We start from the raw sequence: 15,963 nt of genomic DNA, 5'->3' as shown, positions 1-15,963 counted from the left end.
ATCGAAAAACCTTCACCAAGGACGAAGCCGCTCGCGCGGCATTGGCGCCCGTGGTGACGGTGCAGCAACGATCTGAACGCCGTGCATTTTGTGGGTTTGCCGTCCTGGCTGAGGATTGGGGTCTTCTCAATCACCAGACAGGAGGTTCCCATGACGGAGGAGAAGACGACCCCGCTGCGCGAACGGATGATCGAAGACATGCGCATCCGCGGGATGGGCGACAAAGTCCGGCAAGCCCATATTCGGGCGATCAAGGATTTCGCCGGGTTTCTGAAGCGATCTCCGGATACCGCGACACCCGACGACCTGCGCGCCTACCAATTGCACATGACCAATGCGGGCGTCACGCCGCCGACCTTCAACGCCCGCATCGTCGCGCTGAGGTTCTTTTTCGGCATCACCTGCGACCGCGAAGAGATGAAGCGGCATATGCAGTTCCGTCGGCAACCGCAGAAGTTGCCCGTTGTCTTGAGCGTTGAGGAGGTTTCCGACCTGCTTGTGGCGGCCCAGGGGCCGGGCCTGAAGTATCGAGCGGCGCTCAGCATCTCCTATGGCGCCGGACTGCGGGCCTCCGAAGTCTGCAACCTCAAGATCAGCGACATCGACAGCGATCGGATGCTGATCCATGTCGAACAGGGCAAGGGACAGAAGGACCGCAAGGTGATGCTGTCGCCCCTGCTGCTGGAACTCTTGCGCGACTATTGGCGCGAGTCACGGCCGCAGGGCTGGCTTTTTCCTGGCAAACCGAAGATCAACCCGATCTCGCCGCGGCAGCTCAACCGCGCCTTCACCGCCGCCAAAAAACTGGCCGGGATCGCCAAGCCAGCGACGCTGCACACCCTGCGGCACAGTTTTGCCACCCACCTGCTGGAAGCGAACACGGATGTGCGGGTGATCCAGGTCCTTCTGGGACACGCCAAGCTGACGACCACCGCCCGTTATATGCATGTCGCCACGAAGACGATCCGCGACACGATCAGCCCGTTCGAGACCCTGAAGAAGCTGCAGGACCAAACGCTCCGACGCGAACTGGAGTAGCGCCCGTCCGGTGATCCGGCCAAAACTGGAGATCGCCGACATCTTCCGTGCCTATGGCCCGGCGTGGCGGCGGGCCAATGCCGGGCATGTTAGCCTGACCCAGCTCAAGGTCATGGCGGCGATCGAGGCCTGCCGAACCGAGGCGCTCGGCGGGCATGTGGCAGCCTGTGCCAAATGCGGCCACCATCACATCGCCTACAATTCCTGCAAGAATCGGCACTGCCCGAAGTGCCAGGGACCCGCGGCGCGGGACTGGATGGCCGCCCGTGCCGAAGACCTGCTGCCGGTCGAGTATTTCCATGTTGTCTTCACCATCCCCGCCGAGATCGCGCAGATCGCCTATTGGAATAAGAAGACGGTCTATGATCTTCTATTCCGGGCATCGGCGGAGACGTTGACCACCATCGCCGCCGATCCCCGGCACCTTGGCGCAAACATCGGCATGACCAGCGTGCTGCACACCTGGGGGTCGGCGCTGACCCATCACCCGCATGTGCACATCGTCGTGCCCGGCGGTGGACTGTCGCCGGATGGCACGCGCTGGATTGGCTGTCGCCCGGGGTTCCTTCTGCCCATAAAGGTTCTGTCTCGTCTGTTTCGGCGGCTGTTTCTCGAAGGACTGATGGCACTCAGTCAATCCGGGGTGCTCTGCTTCTTCGGCGATCTAGCCCGGCTTGCAGAGGCGGATGCCTTCGCTGCCTGGCTTGCCCCCTTCCGCAAATCCGACTGGGTCGTCTACACCAAGCCCCCATTCGGCGGCCCCGAGGCCGTGCTGGCCTATCTCAGCCGCTACACGCACCGCGTGGCGATCTCGAACAGCCGCCTGATCAGCGCGAATGCCGAGGCGGTCACCTTCCGCTGGAAGGACTACCGCATCAAGACCGGTGACCGTCACAAGGTCATGCGGCTGGCCACCGACGAGTTCATCCGCCGCTTCCTAATCCACGTGCTGCCCGACGGATTCCACCGCATCCGCCACTACGGCCTGCTGGCCGGAGCAGGCCGCAAGGCCAATGTCGCAAAGATAAGGAAACTGCTCGGGACGGAAGCGCCATCACAGGACGACACGCCAAGCGCCGAGAGCATCCCGCTCACCCTGAGGCAGCCATGCCCAGATTGCGGCGGCCCGATGCGCATCGTCGAGATATTCCGCCGTGGCCAGCGACCCAAATCCCGTGCGCCACCCCGAAAGGACGCCGCATGACGAAACGCCTGTCACATCAGCCAAGGCCGGCCCGGATCTGCGATGCATTCCGGGGTGGCGCCGATTTGCGCCAGGCAACGCCGCACACTGCAAAACCGCCGATGCGAGGCCTACGAAAGAGGAGCACCCCAACCCCGATCGCGTCATTGCAAGCCTTCGGGGCAACCCGCTTGCACCCGACGCTCCCACCGATAGCCACCTCAGAAAACCGCAGCCGCACGCTTTCCCCATAGGCGCTCCACCCAGCCCCCGCAGGCCTCCTCCTTGGAAGGTTTTTCAACGCGGGCCGACACACGCCCAGCCGCCACCGTCACACCGCGGCCCGCATCGAAAAACCTTCACCGAACCGGCGATCTTCAAAGCCCTCCAAATGCTCGGAGCCAGAACGTGACTTTTGGCAAACTGAAGGTAGTCCTCATAGGGGATGGCACCCTTCGCGTAAGCCGTGAGGACCCTGCGGCAAAACTCATAGCGGACATTGGCCTCTGAAACGCCCATCAGCTTCGCCAGCTTCTCCTGCACTTCAGATTTGATGGCGCCGTGGCTACATGCGTCGATGTTCCAGTTGAGGGTCGTGGGATCGCTCAAAAGATTTTTGTCGTATTCATACCCGCCTTTGCTCCAGACCGGTTGCGCCTGCGCCGACACAGAAAAGGCCACCGTAGTGATGGCCACCAAAATCATAAGCTTTTTCATTGCGCCCCTTTTTCCCCACATGCGCCTTTGCAATCTGCGCCGTGATTCCTCAGATATTTCGTGTCATGGTAGCAAATAGGATTGCCTCCATCGACACCCAACATCGGTTCTGGGTCTTTTTTCGTAGTGTATGGCGGGATCATGCAATCTCTTGGCGATTATTCCAAACTCTGGCGGCGCTGGATTTCAGCCTCCGACGGGTCCTGCAGCGCAAAAGAGCCGGTCTTGACGTCGCCGGCGGGCTCGTAAGTTGCCATGATGATGCCGCTTGGGAAGGATTGCGAGCGGATGAGTTTCATGGCGGCCGGAGCGGTTCCATCGCCGAAGAGCCTTTTGCCCTTGCCAAGCACCAGGGGGAAGATCAGCAGATTGTATTCGTCGATCAGTCCATGGCGAAGCAGAGTCTGAATAAGATCGCTACTCCCCTGGATCAGGAGATCCGGCCCCTCGCCTTTCTTAAGTTCCGTCAGCGCTGCCGCGACATCGGCGCCAAGCGATTGGCTATTGTTCCAGTCAAGCGTGGCATCCTTGCGGGTCGCAACATATTTGGTGACCTTGTTGAACAGCACGGCGATCGGGTCGTCTTCACCGGCGTAGGGCCAATGGGCGGCAAAGATATCGTAGGTCTTGCGGCCAAGCAGCAGGTCGAATGGCTTGTCGAACATCTGGCCCAGGGCTGCGCCTGTCGCTTCGTCGAAATAATGGAACGTCCAGCCGCCGAACTGGAATCCGCCGGTCGGATCCTCCTGCGGACCGCCTGGCGCCTGCATGACGCCGTCCAGGCTGACGAATGTAGCTGCAATGATCCTGCGCATGATATCCTCCATGAACTCCGGGGTTGTCGATCCTAGGACGTTTCTCTCCAGGTGAAACCGACGGGCGCTTGGAATTTCTGTCCGAGACTTTTCATCACTGCCGGCAGCGCCTGCCGCCACGATGTCCGAACGCAAATTCGTCACACCGTAACACAGTCGAATACGGCCCATCCCCAAACACGCAATCTAACGTCCAGGTAGCACTTGTGACCAATTGACTCTTGAATGACAGGCTGGAATCGGCGACATTCGTCCTACCAATATTTCCTTTGCGATCCGAACCCGATTTCGGGCCCGCCTCGTTCGAAAATGCCTGGATAAAAGCGTGAGCAGCGATTCATCAAGAAGCGCGGCGAAGCCATTGGCTTCGTTGGCGCATGTTAGTGCGGCCGGCTGGGGTCGGGGTCTCTCCACCATCGTGCGGATCACGCATATGACGCTGCGGCACCCCTGGCAAACCAGCTTTGCGATCGGCTCGACATTCGTTGCGGCAACACTGCAGCTGCTGATCCCGCGCCTGCTCGGCCGTGCGGTGGACCAAACACAAACGGCGGTTGCTGGCGGCGCAGCCGGCCAGATCGCTGAAAATGCGCTTTTGACGACCGCCCTGCTCCTGCTCGTCGTCAGTATCATGCGCGGCCTTTTCACGATGGTGCAGAACTATTACAGCGAAGCCGTCGGGCATCATATGGGCTACGAATTGCGGCTCGCCTGCTACGAAAAGATCCAGCAGCTCTCCTTCAGCTTCCACGACACCGTGCATTCCGGCGATCTCATCACCGTCGGCCTGCTCGATCTCGAGGGCGTGCGCATGTATTTTTCAACGGCGCTGGTGCGCATGGTGCTGCTCACCATGCTGATCGGCGTCGGGGCCTATATGCTGCTGTCAACCGATGTCCTGCTCGGGCTTTTGGCGCTGAGCTTCGTGCCCTTCGTTGCCTGGCGCTCTTCAGTGACGCAGCTCAGATTGCGTGCGACCTGGCTCGACCTGCAGGAACGGCTCTCGGTGCTGACGCGCGTGATGGAAGAAAATCTCGGAGGCATTCGTGTCGTGCGCGCCTTCGCGGCGCAAGCCCACGAACTGATGAAGTTCGACAGGGCGTCCCACAATGCGCTTACCCTCGCCCACAAGCGCGTCGGTATCCGCGTCGTCAACACCAGCGCCATGAACTTCTCCTTCTTCGCGGCCATGGGCCTCGTGCTCTGGGTCGGCGGCAACAAGGTGATTGCGGGCGAGATCAGCGTCGGCACTCTCGCCTCGTTCCTGACCTTCATGACCATACTGCAGATGCCGGTGCGCCAGCTCGGCCTGATGGTCAACGCTTTTGCCCGCGCATCGACCTGCGGCTCGCGGCTGTTTGCCCTGCTTGATCTCGACATTGCCATCAAGGATGCACCGGACGCCAAGCCGCTTGCCGTCACGGACGGCGTTCTGCGCTTCGAAAATGTCGGCTTTGCCTATCCCGGCCCGGAAAAACGCCCCATCCTCAGGAACATCAGCTTCGAGGCGCGGCGCGGCGAAACGATCGGCATCGTCGGTCCGCCCGGCAGCGGCAAATCTACCATCGCGCATCTGATTCCGCGCTTCTACGATGTTACATCCGGCCGCATCACGATCGACGGCCAGGACATCCGCAAAGCGACGCTGCAGTCGCTGCGCGAATCCGTTGCCGTCGTGCAGCAGGATTCCTTCCTGTTCACCACCAGCATCGAAAACAATATCGCCTATGGCGATCCCTGGGCGAAGGAGCAGCGCATCGAGCGGGCCGCCGAATCCGCCCAACTGCACAACTATATTCTCGGCCTGCCGGCCGGCTATACCACGGTCGTTGGCGAACGCGGCGTGTCGCTTTCCGGTGGGCAGCGTCAGCGCTTGACGATCGCGCGTACGCTCATGCTGAAGCCGGCGGTGATGGTGTTCGACGATTCCACCGCTGCGATCGACGCAGCCACCGAGCAACGCATCCGCAGCGCCATGAAGCGTTTTGCCCGCGACCGGGTGACCCTCATTGTCGCCCACCGGCTGAGTTCGCTCATGCACGCCGACCGGATCCTGTTCATCGAAGACGGCGAGATCGTCGAGCGCGGAACCCATGAGCAGCTCCTTGCCGCTGGAGGGCGGTATAAGGCGCTGTACGACCTGCAGGTTCGCCCGGATGACGATGTCTCGAAGGTGCCTGACGACAAGGTCTCAGCAGCGAAAAGGGAGGCCTGACAATGTCGGAAACCACTGAAACCGAGCGCAACGATGTGCGCGAGGATGGACGGCGCCCTCCCCGTGCCGTGGTCGGCTCGCATCGCGTTGAGGAAGAGATCTTCGGCAAGGTCTTCGATGGCAAGATCATCCGCCGCATCTGGTCCTTCATCAGTCCCTATCGCCGCCAGATCTACATCGCGGTCGGGGCCGTGCTTCTCTTCACGGGGTCGCAGATCGTCATACCGCTCGTCATCCGCTATGCGATCGACCATGCGATGGCGCCTGGTGCGATCAACTATTCAGCACTTTGGCTGGCCTTGGCGATCTTTGCTGCGGCGATTCTCGTCAACTATGCCGCAAGCTACGTGCAGGAGACGGCTGTCGGCCAGGTCGCGGAAGAAGTGCTCTTCGATATCCGCCGGGCGATGTTCGCGCATCTGCAACGGGTGTCGCTCTCCTTCATGGACAAGACCGAAGTCGGCAGGCTGATGTCGCGCCTTCAGGGCGACGTCAACTCCATGCAGGAATTCCTTGAAACATCCGTGCTTTCCGTCGGTGATATCGCCCTGCTCTTCGGTATCGTCGTCGTCTTGCTGTCGCTCGATTTCCGGCTCGGCCTGCTGACACTATCGGTCATGCCGATCCTCTTCATCGTCCGCCTGTTCTGGCTGCCGAAGGCGCGTGTCGCCTTCATGAACGCGCATGAGACCAACTCCGTCACCAACGGCGCCTTGGCCGAGGCGATCCATGGCGTGCGCGCCGTTCAAGGCATGCACCGGCAAAGCGTCAATTTCGGCCTTTTCGACGACAAGGCATATACCAATCTCAAGGCACATCTGACCGCCGCGAGGTACGCGCAGGTGATGGTGCCGATCGTCGATACGCTAACGGGCATGGCCATGGCCATCGTCATTATCGTTGGCGGTTCGATGGTGCTGAACCACAAGCTCGACGTCGGCGTCATGGTCGCCTTCCTGTTCTACATTCAGCGTTTCTTCGACCCGATCCGCTCGCTCACCATGCAATATTCCGTCATGCAGCGCGCCATGGCCTCCGGCCAGCGGCTGACGGACGTGCTCGACGTGCCGGTCGACATCAAAGATGCGCCCGATGCCAAGGTGCTGTCGTCAGATATGGACGGCTCGGTCGAATTCCGCGATGTCGTTTTCGGCTACAATCCGAAACATCCGGTGCTGAAGAATGTCAGCTTCAAGGTCAATCCCGGCGAGACCGTGGCGCTGATCGGGCCGACCGGCTCGGGCAAGTCGAGCTCCATGGCGCTGATCCATCGCTTCTACGACGTGCAGCAGGGCCAGGTGCTGGTCGGCGGTCACGATGTGCGCTCCCTCACCCAGGATTCGCTTGGCCGGCAGATTGCCATGGTGCTGCAGGAACCTTTCCTGTTCACCGGCACGGTTTTGGAGAACATTCGCTACAACAAGGCCGAGGCGACCCGCGAGGAGATTATCGAAGCTGCGCAGGCGGTCGGCGCACATGAGTTCATCATGCGGCTTGCCGATGGCTACGACACCATGCTTGGCGAACGTGGCGGCGGTCTGTCGCTCGGCCAGCGCCAACTCGTCAGCTTCGCCCGCGCGCTTGTCGCCGATGCGAAGATACTCGTGCTCGACGAGGCAACCGCGAATATCGACAGCTATACCGAAATGCTAATCCAGAAGGCGTTGGTGAAGCTGCTCGAGGGCCGCACCGGCCTTGTGATTGCACACCGCCTTGCCACCATTCGTGAGGCCGACCGCATCATCGTTCTTCAGAACGGCCAGTTGATCGAAAGCGGCAACCACAATCAGCTCATGGCCAATGGCAAGCTCTATTCGAAGCTCTATAACCTCAACTATGCCTCCTTCGACGATATTCCCGAGGACGAAGTGACCTCTTCGGTGCCAGCGGAGTCGCATACGTAAGCCTGGGATTATGCCATCCGCCCCCTTGGCTCGAGGCTCCAGCCCTTCGGCCTTCCGCGCCTCACCATAAGGGCTATTCTCCCGCATCGTTCTGCCTCCCCACCTCATGCTGAGGTGCCTTGACGCGAAGCGGCAAGCCCTCGAAGCACCGAGGTGGCTGTCGCTCCGCACCATCGGTGACTTGCATGATGATAGTTACTCGTGCTATTCGCCTCGGCCATGCAGAGAACAAGCTTCAGCACTTTCAAATGTCCCGCCGCCCGTGCGCTCGAAAGCGTCGGGGACTGGTGGAGCATTCTGATCCTGCGCGATGCGCTCCAGGGACTGACACGCTTCGATGAGTTCCAGAAGAATCTCGGTGTTGCTCCGAATATCCTGACGCGGCGGCTGAGGCATTTGACGGACGAAGGCCTGTTCGAGCGACGCCTATACAGCGAGCGGCCGCCGCGCTACGAATATGTGCTGACCGACAAGGGACGCGATTTCTTCCCCGTTCTCATGGCGCTATTTACCTGGGGTAACCGGCATATGCCGCCGGAGGAAATCTCGATGCGGCTTGCCGACGCGGCGACCGGCGAGGATCGCGATCCCCTGCTCATTGACCGCGTAACGGGCCGCGCTTTTCACCCTGAAGATACGATTCTGGCACCCGGGCCGGCTGCGGATGAGGCCGTCCATGAACGGATAGCGCAGATGAAGGCATGGTTCTTGGGCTTCGACGCCTGATAGAGATAGGAGTATCCCATTATGGATCGCATCGTCGTAACGGGCATGGGCCTGGTTTCACCACTGGGCGTCGGCGTCGCAACCGCCTGGAAGCGGCTGGTCGAGGGCCGCTCTGGCCTCAGGCTCCTGCCTGAAGAGATGGTCGGCGATCTCGCAGCGAAGGTTGGTGGCGTCGTGCCAAGCCTCGAAGAGGACAGCGAGGCCGGTTTCGATGTCGATCGCTACGTGCCGGTCAAAGACCAGAAGAAGATGGATCGCTTCATCCTCTTCGCGATGGCGGCTGCCGAAGAAGCGATCAAACAAGCCGGTTGGCAACCGACCAATCTCGAAGAGCTTGAGCGCACAGCCACGGTCATCGCCTCCGGTATCGGCGGTTTTCCGGCGATCGCCGATGCTGTGCGCACGGCCGAGACGCGCGGCGTGCGGCGGCTGTCGCCCTTCACTGTCCCCTCCTTCCTCGTCAATCTGGCGGCTGGCCAGGTCAGCATCCGCTATGGCTACAAAGGCCCGCTCGGTGCGCCTGTGACGGCCTGCGCGGCCAGTGTCCAGGCGATCGGCGATGCGGCGCGGCTCATCCGTGCCGGCGAAGCCGACGTGGCGATCTGCGGTGGCGCGGAGGCCTGTATCGATAAGGTCAGCCTCGGCGGATTTGCGGCGGCGCGTGCGCTTTCCACCGGCTTCAGTAATCGGCCGGAAGAAGCCTCCCGCCCCTTCGACGCCGGCCGCGATGGTTTCGTCATGGGCGAAGGCGCCGGCATGCTGGTGATCGAGACGCTGGACCACGCTCTTGCCCGCGGTGCCACTCCGCTTGCCGAACTCGTCGGCTACGGCACCGCTGCCGACGCCTATCACATGACCGCAAGCCCCGAGGACGGTGATGGTGCGCGCCGGGCGATGCTGGCGGCTCTTTCCCAGGCCCGCATTTCGCCTCACGAAGTCAAACACCTCAATGCGCACGCTACTTCCACCCCGGTCGGCGATCGGGGCGAGATCGAGGCGATCAAGACCGTGTTCGGCCGCGACGGCGGTATCGCCGTCAGTGGTACTAAAGCGGCGACGGGCCATCTCCTGGGTGCCGCCGGCGGCCTAGAAGCGGTCTTCACGATCATGGCGCTGCGCGATCAGATTGCGCCTCCAACCCGCAATTTGCAGGAGGCGGACTCGGCCGCCGAGGGTATCGATATTGTCGGCGCGACTGCCCGGCCGATGGCAATGGAATATGCCATCTCCAACGGTTTCGGTTTTGGCGGCGTGAATGCCAGCGCTCTGTTCCGCCGCTGGCAATAGCCGGGCTTAGAAAGGCTGATCCGGACGGCCCGCCCGTCGTCCCTTCTGCAAAATCATAAAGCGCGCTATGCTCTCCACGATATTGCCGGAGATCACTGGCATGCGCGCTTTATCTCTCGCCGCCCTCGGCATCACCCTCGCCTTCGCGCCGACCGCACGCGCGGAAGATCCTGTCCAGTCGGCACAGACGCTGATTCAGGAACAGATCGAAGCTTTCCTGCACGATGATGCCGCCACCGCATACTCCTTCGCAGCGCCCGGCATCAAAGCGCTTTTTCCCGACAAGGACACCTTCTTCGCCATGGTCAAGAAGAGCTATCAACCGGTATACCACCCCGGCAACTACGCCTTCGGCAAGAGCCGCGCCATCGACAACGGTGCCGTCGTCTATCAGGAAGTGCTGATCACCGGCAGGGACGACAAGGACTGGACGGCGATCTATGAAATCACACGTCAGCCGGATGGTAACTACAAGATCAATGGCGTGCAGATCCTGCCGAATACGACGAGCGAGGGAATCTGATCGAACTTCCCTCGCCTCCGTTACAGATGCTGTCCGAACGGCTGCTTTGCGTCCGATAACTCCGATCAAAATGTCCATCACGCTTGGACGAGTTTTAGCCGCCCGCCCTGCCGAAACTGACGCGCTGAACCACCCCATCAAACGCAGGCCGAGGTGCCGGAACGGCTATGGCAGACGTTGGCGTTGCGCTGATGCTTGCAGTCGTGGTCGGATCCGGCATCGGAATGGGAATCTGGTCAGCAGTTGGCAACAAAATCGGAGATGGCGCTGTTGTGACCGAGTTCACAGGCACGTAGTTCATTGCAACTTCGTACCCCGGGAGCGGCGCCGGCGTTTCAAGCGCTCCGTCCAGCCCGCGTTTCTCATAGAAGGCGTTTCCGCCCGCCACGGCAACATAGTGCATGTTATTGTAAGGGAACTTCAGGCCTTCGGTGTGGAAGAACATCGCGTCCTTGACGTCCGGATGCCGTTCTCCATCGAGAACCTCCGATGCCGCTTGGTCGAGATCGGGTTCCGCCAGGTCGCTGACCGTCCTCGTCATCACGCCCGGCGCAAATTGCCTTTTTTGCGCGACGACGCCACAGATCGACGAGGAATAGGCGCCAGAGGTGAGCCTGTTCATGACGACTGATCCCACTGCCATGTATCCATCATGGTCCGAGTGCTCGGACTCGAAATACATCGCTCGCTTCAAACAATCGCGATCTTTTGCGGTATAGTTGTAAGTTACCTTCGCCGGTCGAATGGACTTGGAAGAGTTGTTGCTGGCCAAGGGTGCTTTCGCCACCGTCGTACAGCCCGTGGCCGCCAGTCCGACAAACAATAGTCCGGAAAGACAGGTCCCCAATGCGCGTTGCGCCCTCAACGGCAGGTGCCTCCTATTTTATTAGTGAGCCCTTAACGATAAAGTCGAACGCTTTCTGTAGCCGAAGTTCGCAGGAATTTCAAACGTAAAGGACCAAAAATATGACAAATGGACCTTATCAGTGGCTGAGAGCACCGCGTCCGAACCGTTTGCCGACCTCGGTTTGCATCGCAAATCGCCGACTGACAGGGTTGTCGGCCAGTCCGAAATAGGTTTCGGCGAAATGCCTCAGGAGTAAGCCGCAATGGGAAGAAAGCCGTTGTTTCGACATCGGAATCGAGTCGCTCGGCGGCACAGTCTGAGCGTCAGCCGGGTTTTCACGCCGGCTCCAGATCGCCCCTTGCCCAATTCTCCTGCGTCTCGGCCATGAAATCGGCGAAGCGGCCTTCCGCGATCGCCTGACGGATGCCCTGCATCAGTTCCTGGTAGTAGGCAAGATTGTGCCAGGAGAGCAGCATGCCGCCGAGCGCCTCGTTGGCACGGACGAGATGGTGCAGGTAGGCGCGGGAATAGTCGCGCGAGGCCGGGCAAGTCGACTGATCGTCGAGCGGGCGCATGTCCTCGGCGTGGCGGGCATTGCGGATATTGACCTTGCCGCGGCGGGTAAACGCCAGACCGTGGCGGCCAGAGCGCGTCGGCATGACGCAGTCGAACATATCGATACCGCGGGCGACGGATTTCAGAATATCGTCCGGCGTGCCGACGCCCATCAGATAACGCGGCTTGTCGGCCGGCAGTTCAGGCAGGGTGAGCTCCAGCATGCGCAGCATCACATCCTGCGGCTCGCCGACGGCAAGGCCGCCGACGGCATAGCCTTTCAAGTCCATCTGCTTCAAAGCTTGCGCCGAACGGACACGCAGTTCCTGCACATCGCCGCCCTGTACGATGCCGAACATCGCCTTGCCCGGCTGGTCACCGAACGCAACTTTGCAGCGCTCGGCCCAGCGCAGCGACAGCTCCATGGCGCGCTCGATCTCCTTTGGCGTCGCTGGCAGCGCCACGCATTCGTCGAGCTGCATCTGGATGTCGGAACCGAGGAGGCCCTGAATCTCGATCGAACGCTCCGGCGACATATGATGCGTGCTGCCATCGACATGCGACTTGAAGGTGACACCTTTCTCGTCGAGCTTGCGCAGGCCGGAAAGCGACATGACCTGGAAGCCGCCGGAGTCAGTCAGGATCGGGTGCCGCCAGCGGATCAGCTCGTGCAGACCGCCGAGACGGGCGACGCGTTCCGCGGTCGGGCGCAACATCAGATGATAGGTATTGCCAAGGATGATATCGGCGCCGGTCTCGCGCACCTGATCGAGATACATGGCCTTGACGGTACCGACGGTACCAACCGGCATGAAGGCCGGCGTACGGATCGTGCCGCGCGGCATGGATACTTCGCCGAGACGGGCGCCGCCATCGGTCTTCTTCAACTGGAATTGAAAGCTCTCGCTCATCTCGTCTTAGTCTTTCCGGTAGAGCAGGCTGCCGTCGCCATAGGAATAAAAGCGATAGCCCGTCTCAACAGCATGGGTATAGGCCGCGCGCATGGTATCAAGACCGGCAAAGGCCGATACCAGCATGAACAGCGTCGAACGCGGCAAGTGGAAATTGGTCATCAAAAGATCCACCGCCTTGAAGCGATAGCCCGGCGTGATGAAGATGCCGGTCGCGCCCGACCAGGGCTTGATCGTTCCATCGTTGCCGGCGGCACTTTCGATCAGCCGCAGCGAGGTCGTGCCGACGCAGACGATGCGACCGCCCCTCGCCTTCACCGTGTTCAGCTTCGTCGCCGTCATCGCGTCGACATAGCCGATTTCGAAATGCATCTTGTGGTCTTCGGTGTCATCAGCCTTCACTGGCAAAAAGGTGCCGGCGCCGACATGCAGCGTTACGAAATGCCGCTCGACATCCATGGCATCAAGCGCGGCAAACAGTGACGGGGTGAAATGCAGCCCCGCGGTCGGCGCAGCGACGGCCCCCTCTTCGCGGGCGTAAATCGTCTGGTAGTCGGCACGGTCGCGCTCATCCTCAGGGCGCTTGGCAGCGATATAGGGCGGCAGCGGGATATGGCCGACGGCGGCAATAGCCTCATCCAGAGCCGGACCGGAGAGATCGAAGCGCAGCGTTATCTCTCCGCCCTCGCCCTTCTCCTCTACCACCGCATCTAGCGCACCAAGGATGCAGACATTTTCACCATGGCCGAACTGGATGCGATCGCCGATCTTGATGCGCTTACCCGGCTTGGCGAAAGCCTTCCAGCGGTCGGGCGCAGCGCGCATGTGCAGCGTCGCCGATACCTGCTGGCCGGGCGCACCTTCGCGATGACGAATGCCTTCCAACTGAGCCGGGATGACCTTCGTATCGTTGAAGACAACAGCATCGCCCGGGCGCAAGAAAGACGGCAGATCACGGACGCGATAATCACGCAGAGTCGCCTCCGAGTTATTCGGATCGACGACGAGCAGGCGTGCGCTGTCGCGCGGCTCGGCGGGCCTCAGCGCAATGCGCTCGTCCGGCAGGTCGAAATCGAAAAGGTCAACGCGCATTCTGGCAATCTCAACAAAGCGAAACCCGCCCCCACGCCAAGGCGCGAGAGGCGGGCTTCAGGAATAATCACGATCAGACGTCGGCGGCAACCCGCACGGAAACGATCGAGTCCGGATCACGCACCGGCTCGCCACGCTTGATCTTGTCGACATTGTCCATGCCGTCGATTACCTGACCCCAGACCGAATACTGCTTGTTCAGCCACGGCGCATCGGCAAAGCAAATGAAGAACTGCGAGTTGGCCGAGTTCGGGTTCTGCGAGCGGGCCATCGAGCAGGTGCCACGGATGTGCGACGTTGCGGAAAATTCAGCCTTCAGGTCCGGCTTGGAAGAACCGCCCATGCCGGCACGGCCGGGATTGAAGCTCTCGCCGCCCTGCTTGCCGTACTGAACGTCGCCCGTCTGGGCCATGAACCCGTCGATGACGCGGTGGAAAACGACGCCGTCATAGGCCTTCTCGCGGGCAAGTTCCTTGATGCGGGCAACATGCTCCGGAGCGACCTGCGGCAGCAACTGAATGACAACCTGACCCTTGGTGGTTTCCAGGATGAGGGTGTTTTCGGGATCCTTGATCTCAGCCATTTTCGTTTCCTCTTTTCTCTTCTCGAATCTTACTTCTTGCCGACCGTGACCTTGATCATCCGGTCGGGGCTCTTCACTTCGCCGTTCTGGCCTTCGCCGCGCTTGATCTTGTCGACGAATTCCATACCGGAGACGACCTTGCCGACGACCGTATATTGGCCGTTCAGGAAATCGCCGTCAGCGAACATGATGAAAAACTGCGAATTGGCGGAGTTCGGATCCTGGGCGCGCGCCATGCCGACCGTGCCACGCGTGAAAGGAACCTTAGAGAACTCGGCCGGAAGATCGGGCAGATCGGAGCCGCCGGTGCCGGCCTTCTGGGGGTCGAAGCCCTTGGTCATGTTGCCGAACTTCACGTCGCCGGTCTGGGCCATGAAGCCATCGATGACGCGGTGGAAGGCAACATTGTCGTATGCACCCTTCTTCGCTAGCGCTTCGATCTGCGCGACGTGCTTCGGGGCAACGTCGGGCATGAGCTGAATGACGACCGGGCCATCCTTGAGCTGGATCGTCAGAAATTCATCGGCCGCTGCCGAGAAGGCGCTACCTGCGAAGGCGGCAAGGCTGAGAAAGCCTGCCAATGCGAGATGAAAGAGTTTCATGGGTGCTCCGTTCGGAAAATAAATGTCGGCCGGTCTTCTATTTGGCCGAATTTTTCAACTTGTTTGTCAGGGCTTCAAGAACCGCTGATGGCACGAAGGCGCTGACGTCGCCGCCCATGGATGCGATCTGCCGCACCAATGTGGCGGTTATAGGCCGCGATGCCGTGCCAGCAGGCAGAAACAAGGTCTGAATGTCAGGCGCCATCTGACGGTTCATGCCGGCCATCTGCATTTCATAGTCAAGATCGGTGCCGTCGCGCAGACCCCGCACCAAGACGCTCGCGCCGTGCTTGCGCGCCGCATCGACGACCAGATTGTCGAAGGCGACGACGGAAATATCGCCCGCCTTCTGCGGCAGTGCATCGGCGAGCGACCGGGTAATCAGTTCCGCTCGTTCTTCGAAGGAGAAAAGCGGTATCTTGCCGGGATGGATGCCGATGGCGACGATAACCTTGGAGGCGATATTCAGCGCCTGCACAAGGACGTCCAGATGTCCATTGGTCATCGGATCGAAGGATCCGGGATAAAAGGCTATCGTCATACCAGGCCGGCCCATTGTTTCGACGCCTTTTGTCACGGATAGGCTGGTATCGCAAGTCATTTACAACCCCTCGCCCGCCTCTGAACAGCAGATGAATGCGGCGTTCAACCCTGTTTCAGATCAGCAATGTTTTATTCGCATCAACATCGAAACGGGCCGGTTCCATCGGCTCATCGGCTCAAGGAATATCAGGCCATGCTGGTCCTCGCGGTTGCAGTCGCCATTATCGGCTCTTTCTTCGTCGAATACCTCGTTCATCTTTTCGCGGACAATTACGAAATAGAATGGATGCACCAGGCTGACAACACCAATTCTGCTCAAGAAATCGCCATCGCCATGCGCAAAACGCATCGCGAATCTGAACGCCAGATGAACAAGGCATTCAAAGTCGCTTCAGACGGACGTTGGTAAATAGAGCCTCAAC

The 15,963-nt window shown here is 60.5% G+C and carries 16 protein-coding genes; 8 read left to right on the top strand and 8 right to left on the bottom strand.

Annotated elements, in window-relative coordinates; translation table 11 throughout:
• Positions 1–150: 150 nt before the first annotated feature.
• Both CCGE525_RS10350 and CCGE525_RS10345 read left to right on the top strand, forming a co-directional pair.
• Positions 151–1,038 (top strand): tyrosine-type recombinase/integrase, encoded by an 888-nt coding sequence (locus CCGE525_RS10350; protein ID WP_120703950.1) that lies wholly within the window; start codon positions 151–153, stop codon positions 1,036–1,038.
• Between the two features lie 10 nt (positions 1,039–1,048).
• Positions 1,049–2,242, top strand: coding sequence for an IS91 family transposase (locus CCGE525_RS10345; RefSeq protein ID WP_120703951.1), 1,194 nt, complete (start codon positions 1,049–1,051; stop codon positions 2,240–2,242).
• 276 nt (positions 2,243–2,518) lie between these two features.
• Here the strand turns inward: CCGE525_RS10345 and CCGE525_RS10335 are convergent, their stop codons facing one another.
• Together CCGE525_RS10335 and CCGE525_RS10330 are read right to left on the bottom strand one after the other, a co-directional pair.
• Positions 2,519–2,938: a hypothetical protein gene (locus tag CCGE525_RS10335; protein WP_245472120.1), complete on the bottom strand. Its 420-nt coding sequence runs from the start codon at positions 2,936–2,938 to the stop codon at positions 2,519–2,521.
• A gap of 158 nt (positions 2,939–3,096) precedes the next feature.
• Positions 3,097–3,753: a dihydrofolate reductase family protein gene (locus CCGE525_RS10330; RefSeq protein ID WP_120706360.1), complete on the bottom strand. Its 657-nt coding sequence runs from the start codon at positions 3,751–3,753 to the stop codon at positions 3,097–3,099.
• 370 nt (positions 3,754–4,123) lie between these two features.
• Here CCGE525_RS10330 and CCGE525_RS10325 point away from each other — a divergent pair, with 370 nt between their 5' ends.
• The 5 genes from CCGE525_RS10325 to CCGE525_RS10305 all read left to right on the top strand — a co-directional run bounded on the left by CCGE525_RS10325 (position 4,124) and on the right by CCGE525_RS10305 (position 10,408).
• Positions 4,124–5,968, top strand: a complete 1,845-nt coding sequence (locus CCGE525_RS10325) for an ABC transporter ATP-binding protein (RefSeq protein WP_425375898.1) — start codon at positions 4,124–4,126, stop codon at positions 5,966–5,968.
• A gap of 2 nt (positions 5,969–5,970) precedes the next feature.
• On the top strand, positions 5,971–7,872 hold the full coding sequence (locus CCGE525_RS10320; RefSeq protein ID WP_120704174.1) for an ABC transporter ATP-binding protein: 1,902 nt from the start codon (positions 5,971–5,973) through the stop codon (positions 7,870–7,872).
• A 219-nt stretch (positions 7,873–8,091) separates the two neighbouring features.
• Entirely contained in the window at positions 8,092–8,598 is a 507-nt protein-coding gene (locus CCGE525_RS10315) for a winged helix-turn-helix transcriptional regulator (RefSeq protein ID WP_120706359.1), read from the top strand.
• Between the two features lie 21 nt (positions 8,599–8,619).
• The gene (fabF, locus tag CCGE525_RS10310; protein ID WP_120704173.1) at positions 8,620–9,885 is read left to right on the top strand and encodes a beta-ketoacyl-ACP synthase II; all 1,266 of its coding nucleotides are present in this window, start codon (positions 8,620–8,622) and stop codon (positions 9,883–9,885) included.
• A gap of 100 nt (positions 9,886–9,985) precedes the next feature.
• On the top strand, positions 9,986–10,408 hold the full coding sequence (locus CCGE525_RS10305; RefSeq protein ID WP_120704172.1) for a DUF4864 domain-containing protein: 423 nt from the start codon (positions 9,986–9,988) through the stop codon (positions 10,406–10,408).
• A gap of 94 nt (positions 10,409–10,502) precedes the next feature.
• Here CCGE525_RS10305 and CCGE525_RS10300 read toward each other — a convergent pair whose 3' ends face one another.
• From CCGE525_RS10300 to coaD, 6 genes are all read right to left on the bottom strand, one after another.
• A complete protein-coding gene (locus tag CCGE525_RS10300) occupies positions 10,503–11,273 on the bottom strand; it encodes a cell wall hydrolase (protein WP_120704171.1) in 771 nt (256 codons plus the stop codon).
• Between the two features lie 317 nt (positions 11,274–11,590).
• Entirely contained in the window at positions 11,591–12,721 is a 1,131-nt protein-coding gene (tgt, locus tag CCGE525_RS10295) for a tRNA guanosine(34) transglycosylase Tgt (protein WP_120704170.1), read from the bottom strand.
• Positions 12,722–12,727: 6 nt separating this feature from the next.
• Complete coding sequence (queA, locus tag CCGE525_RS10290) at positions 12,728–13,813, bottom strand: tRNA preQ1(34) S-adenosylmethionine ribosyltransferase-isomerase QueA (protein ID WP_120704169.1); 1,086 nt, start codon at positions 13,811–13,813, stop codon at positions 12,728–12,730.
• Between the two features lie 73 nt (positions 13,814–13,886).
• On the bottom strand, positions 13,887–14,396 hold the full coding sequence (locus CCGE525_RS10285; RefSeq protein ID WP_120704168.1) for a peptidylprolyl isomerase: 510 nt from the start codon (positions 14,394–14,396) through the stop codon (positions 13,887–13,889).
• Between the two features lie 29 nt (positions 14,397–14,425).
• Positions 14,426–14,998: a peptidylprolyl isomerase gene (locus CCGE525_RS10280; protein WP_120704167.1), complete on the bottom strand. Its 573-nt coding sequence runs from the start codon at positions 14,996–14,998 to the stop codon at positions 14,426–14,428.
• 37 nt (positions 14,999–15,035) lie between these two features.
• A complete protein-coding gene (gene coaD / locus CCGE525_RS10275; protein ID WP_120704166.1) occupies positions 15,036–15,539 on the bottom strand; it encodes a pantetheine-phosphate adenylyltransferase in 504 nt (167 codons plus the stop codon).
• A 195-nt stretch (positions 15,540–15,734) separates the two neighbouring features.
• Here coaD and CCGE525_RS10270 point away from each other — a divergent pair, with 195 nt between their 5' ends.
• Positions 15,735–15,950 carry a hypothetical protein gene (locus CCGE525_RS10270; RefSeq protein ID WP_120706358.1) on the top strand — a complete coding sequence of 72 codons (216 nt, stop codon included), beginning with the start codon at positions 15,735–15,737 and terminating at the stop codon, positions 15,948–15,950.
• Positions 15,951–15,963 lie beyond the last annotated feature (13 nt).

The sequence above is a fragment of the Rhizobium jaguaris genome (assembly GCF_003627755.1).
Lineage (GTDB): Bacteria > Pseudomonadota > Alphaproteobacteria > Rhizobiales > Rhizobiaceae > Rhizobium > Rhizobium jaguaris.
The sequence above is the reverse complement of the archived record's forward strand: the minus strand, read 5'-3'. Positions and strand labels throughout refer to the sequence as shown.

Excerpts from the sequence above, each read along its gene's own strand:
- CCGE525_RS10350 (WP_120703950.1), top strand. The coding sequence starts at position 151 with ATGACGGAGGAGAAGACGACCCCGCTGCGCGAACGGATGATCGAAGAC.
- CCGE525_RS10335 (WP_245472120.1), bottom strand. The coding sequence starts at position 2,938 with ATGAAAAAGCTTATGATTTTGGTGGCCATCACTACGGTGGCCTTTTCT.
- CCGE525_RS10330 (WP_120706360.1), bottom strand. The coding sequence starts at position 3,753 with ATGCGCAGGATCATTGCAGCTACATTCGTCAGCCTGGACGGCGTCATG.
- CCGE525_RS10320 (WP_120704174.1), top strand. The coding sequence starts at position 5,971 with ATGTCGGAAACCACTGAAACCGAGCGCAACGATGTGCGCGAGGATGGA.
- CCGE525_RS10315 (WP_120706359.1), top strand. The coding sequence starts at position 8,092 with ATGCAGAGAACAAGCTTCAGCACTTTCAAATGTCCCGCCGCCCGTGCG.
- fabF (WP_120704173.1), top strand. The coding sequence starts at position 8,620 with ATGGATCGCATCGTCGTAACGGGCATGGGCCTGGTTTCACCACTGGGC.
- CCGE525_RS10305 (WP_120704172.1), top strand. The coding sequence starts at position 9,986 with ATGCGCGCTTTATCTCTCGCCGCCCTCGGCATCACCCTCGCCTTCGCG.
- tgt (WP_120704170.1), bottom strand. The coding sequence starts at position 12,721 with ATGAGCGAGAGCTTTCAATTCCAGTTGAAGAAGACCGATGGCGGCGCC.
- queA (WP_120704169.1), bottom strand. The coding sequence starts at position 13,813 with ATGCGCGTTGACCTTTTCGATTTCGACCTGCCGGACGAGCGCATTGCG.
- CCGE525_RS10285 (WP_120704168.1), bottom strand. The coding sequence starts at position 14,396 with ATGGCTGAGATCAAGGATCCCGAAAACACCCTCATCCTGGAAACCACC.
- CCGE525_RS10280 (WP_120704167.1), bottom strand. The coding sequence starts at position 14,998 with ATGAAACTCTTTCATCTCGCATTGGCAGGCTTTCTCAGCCTTGCCGCC.
- coaD (WP_120704166.1), bottom strand. The coding sequence starts at position 15,539 with ATGACGATAGCCTTTTATCCCGGATCCTTCGATCCGATGACCAATGGA.
- CCGE525_RS10270 (WP_120706358.1), top strand. The coding sequence starts at position 15,735 with ATGCTGGTCCTCGCGGTTGCAGTCGCCATTATCGGCTCTTTCTTCGTC.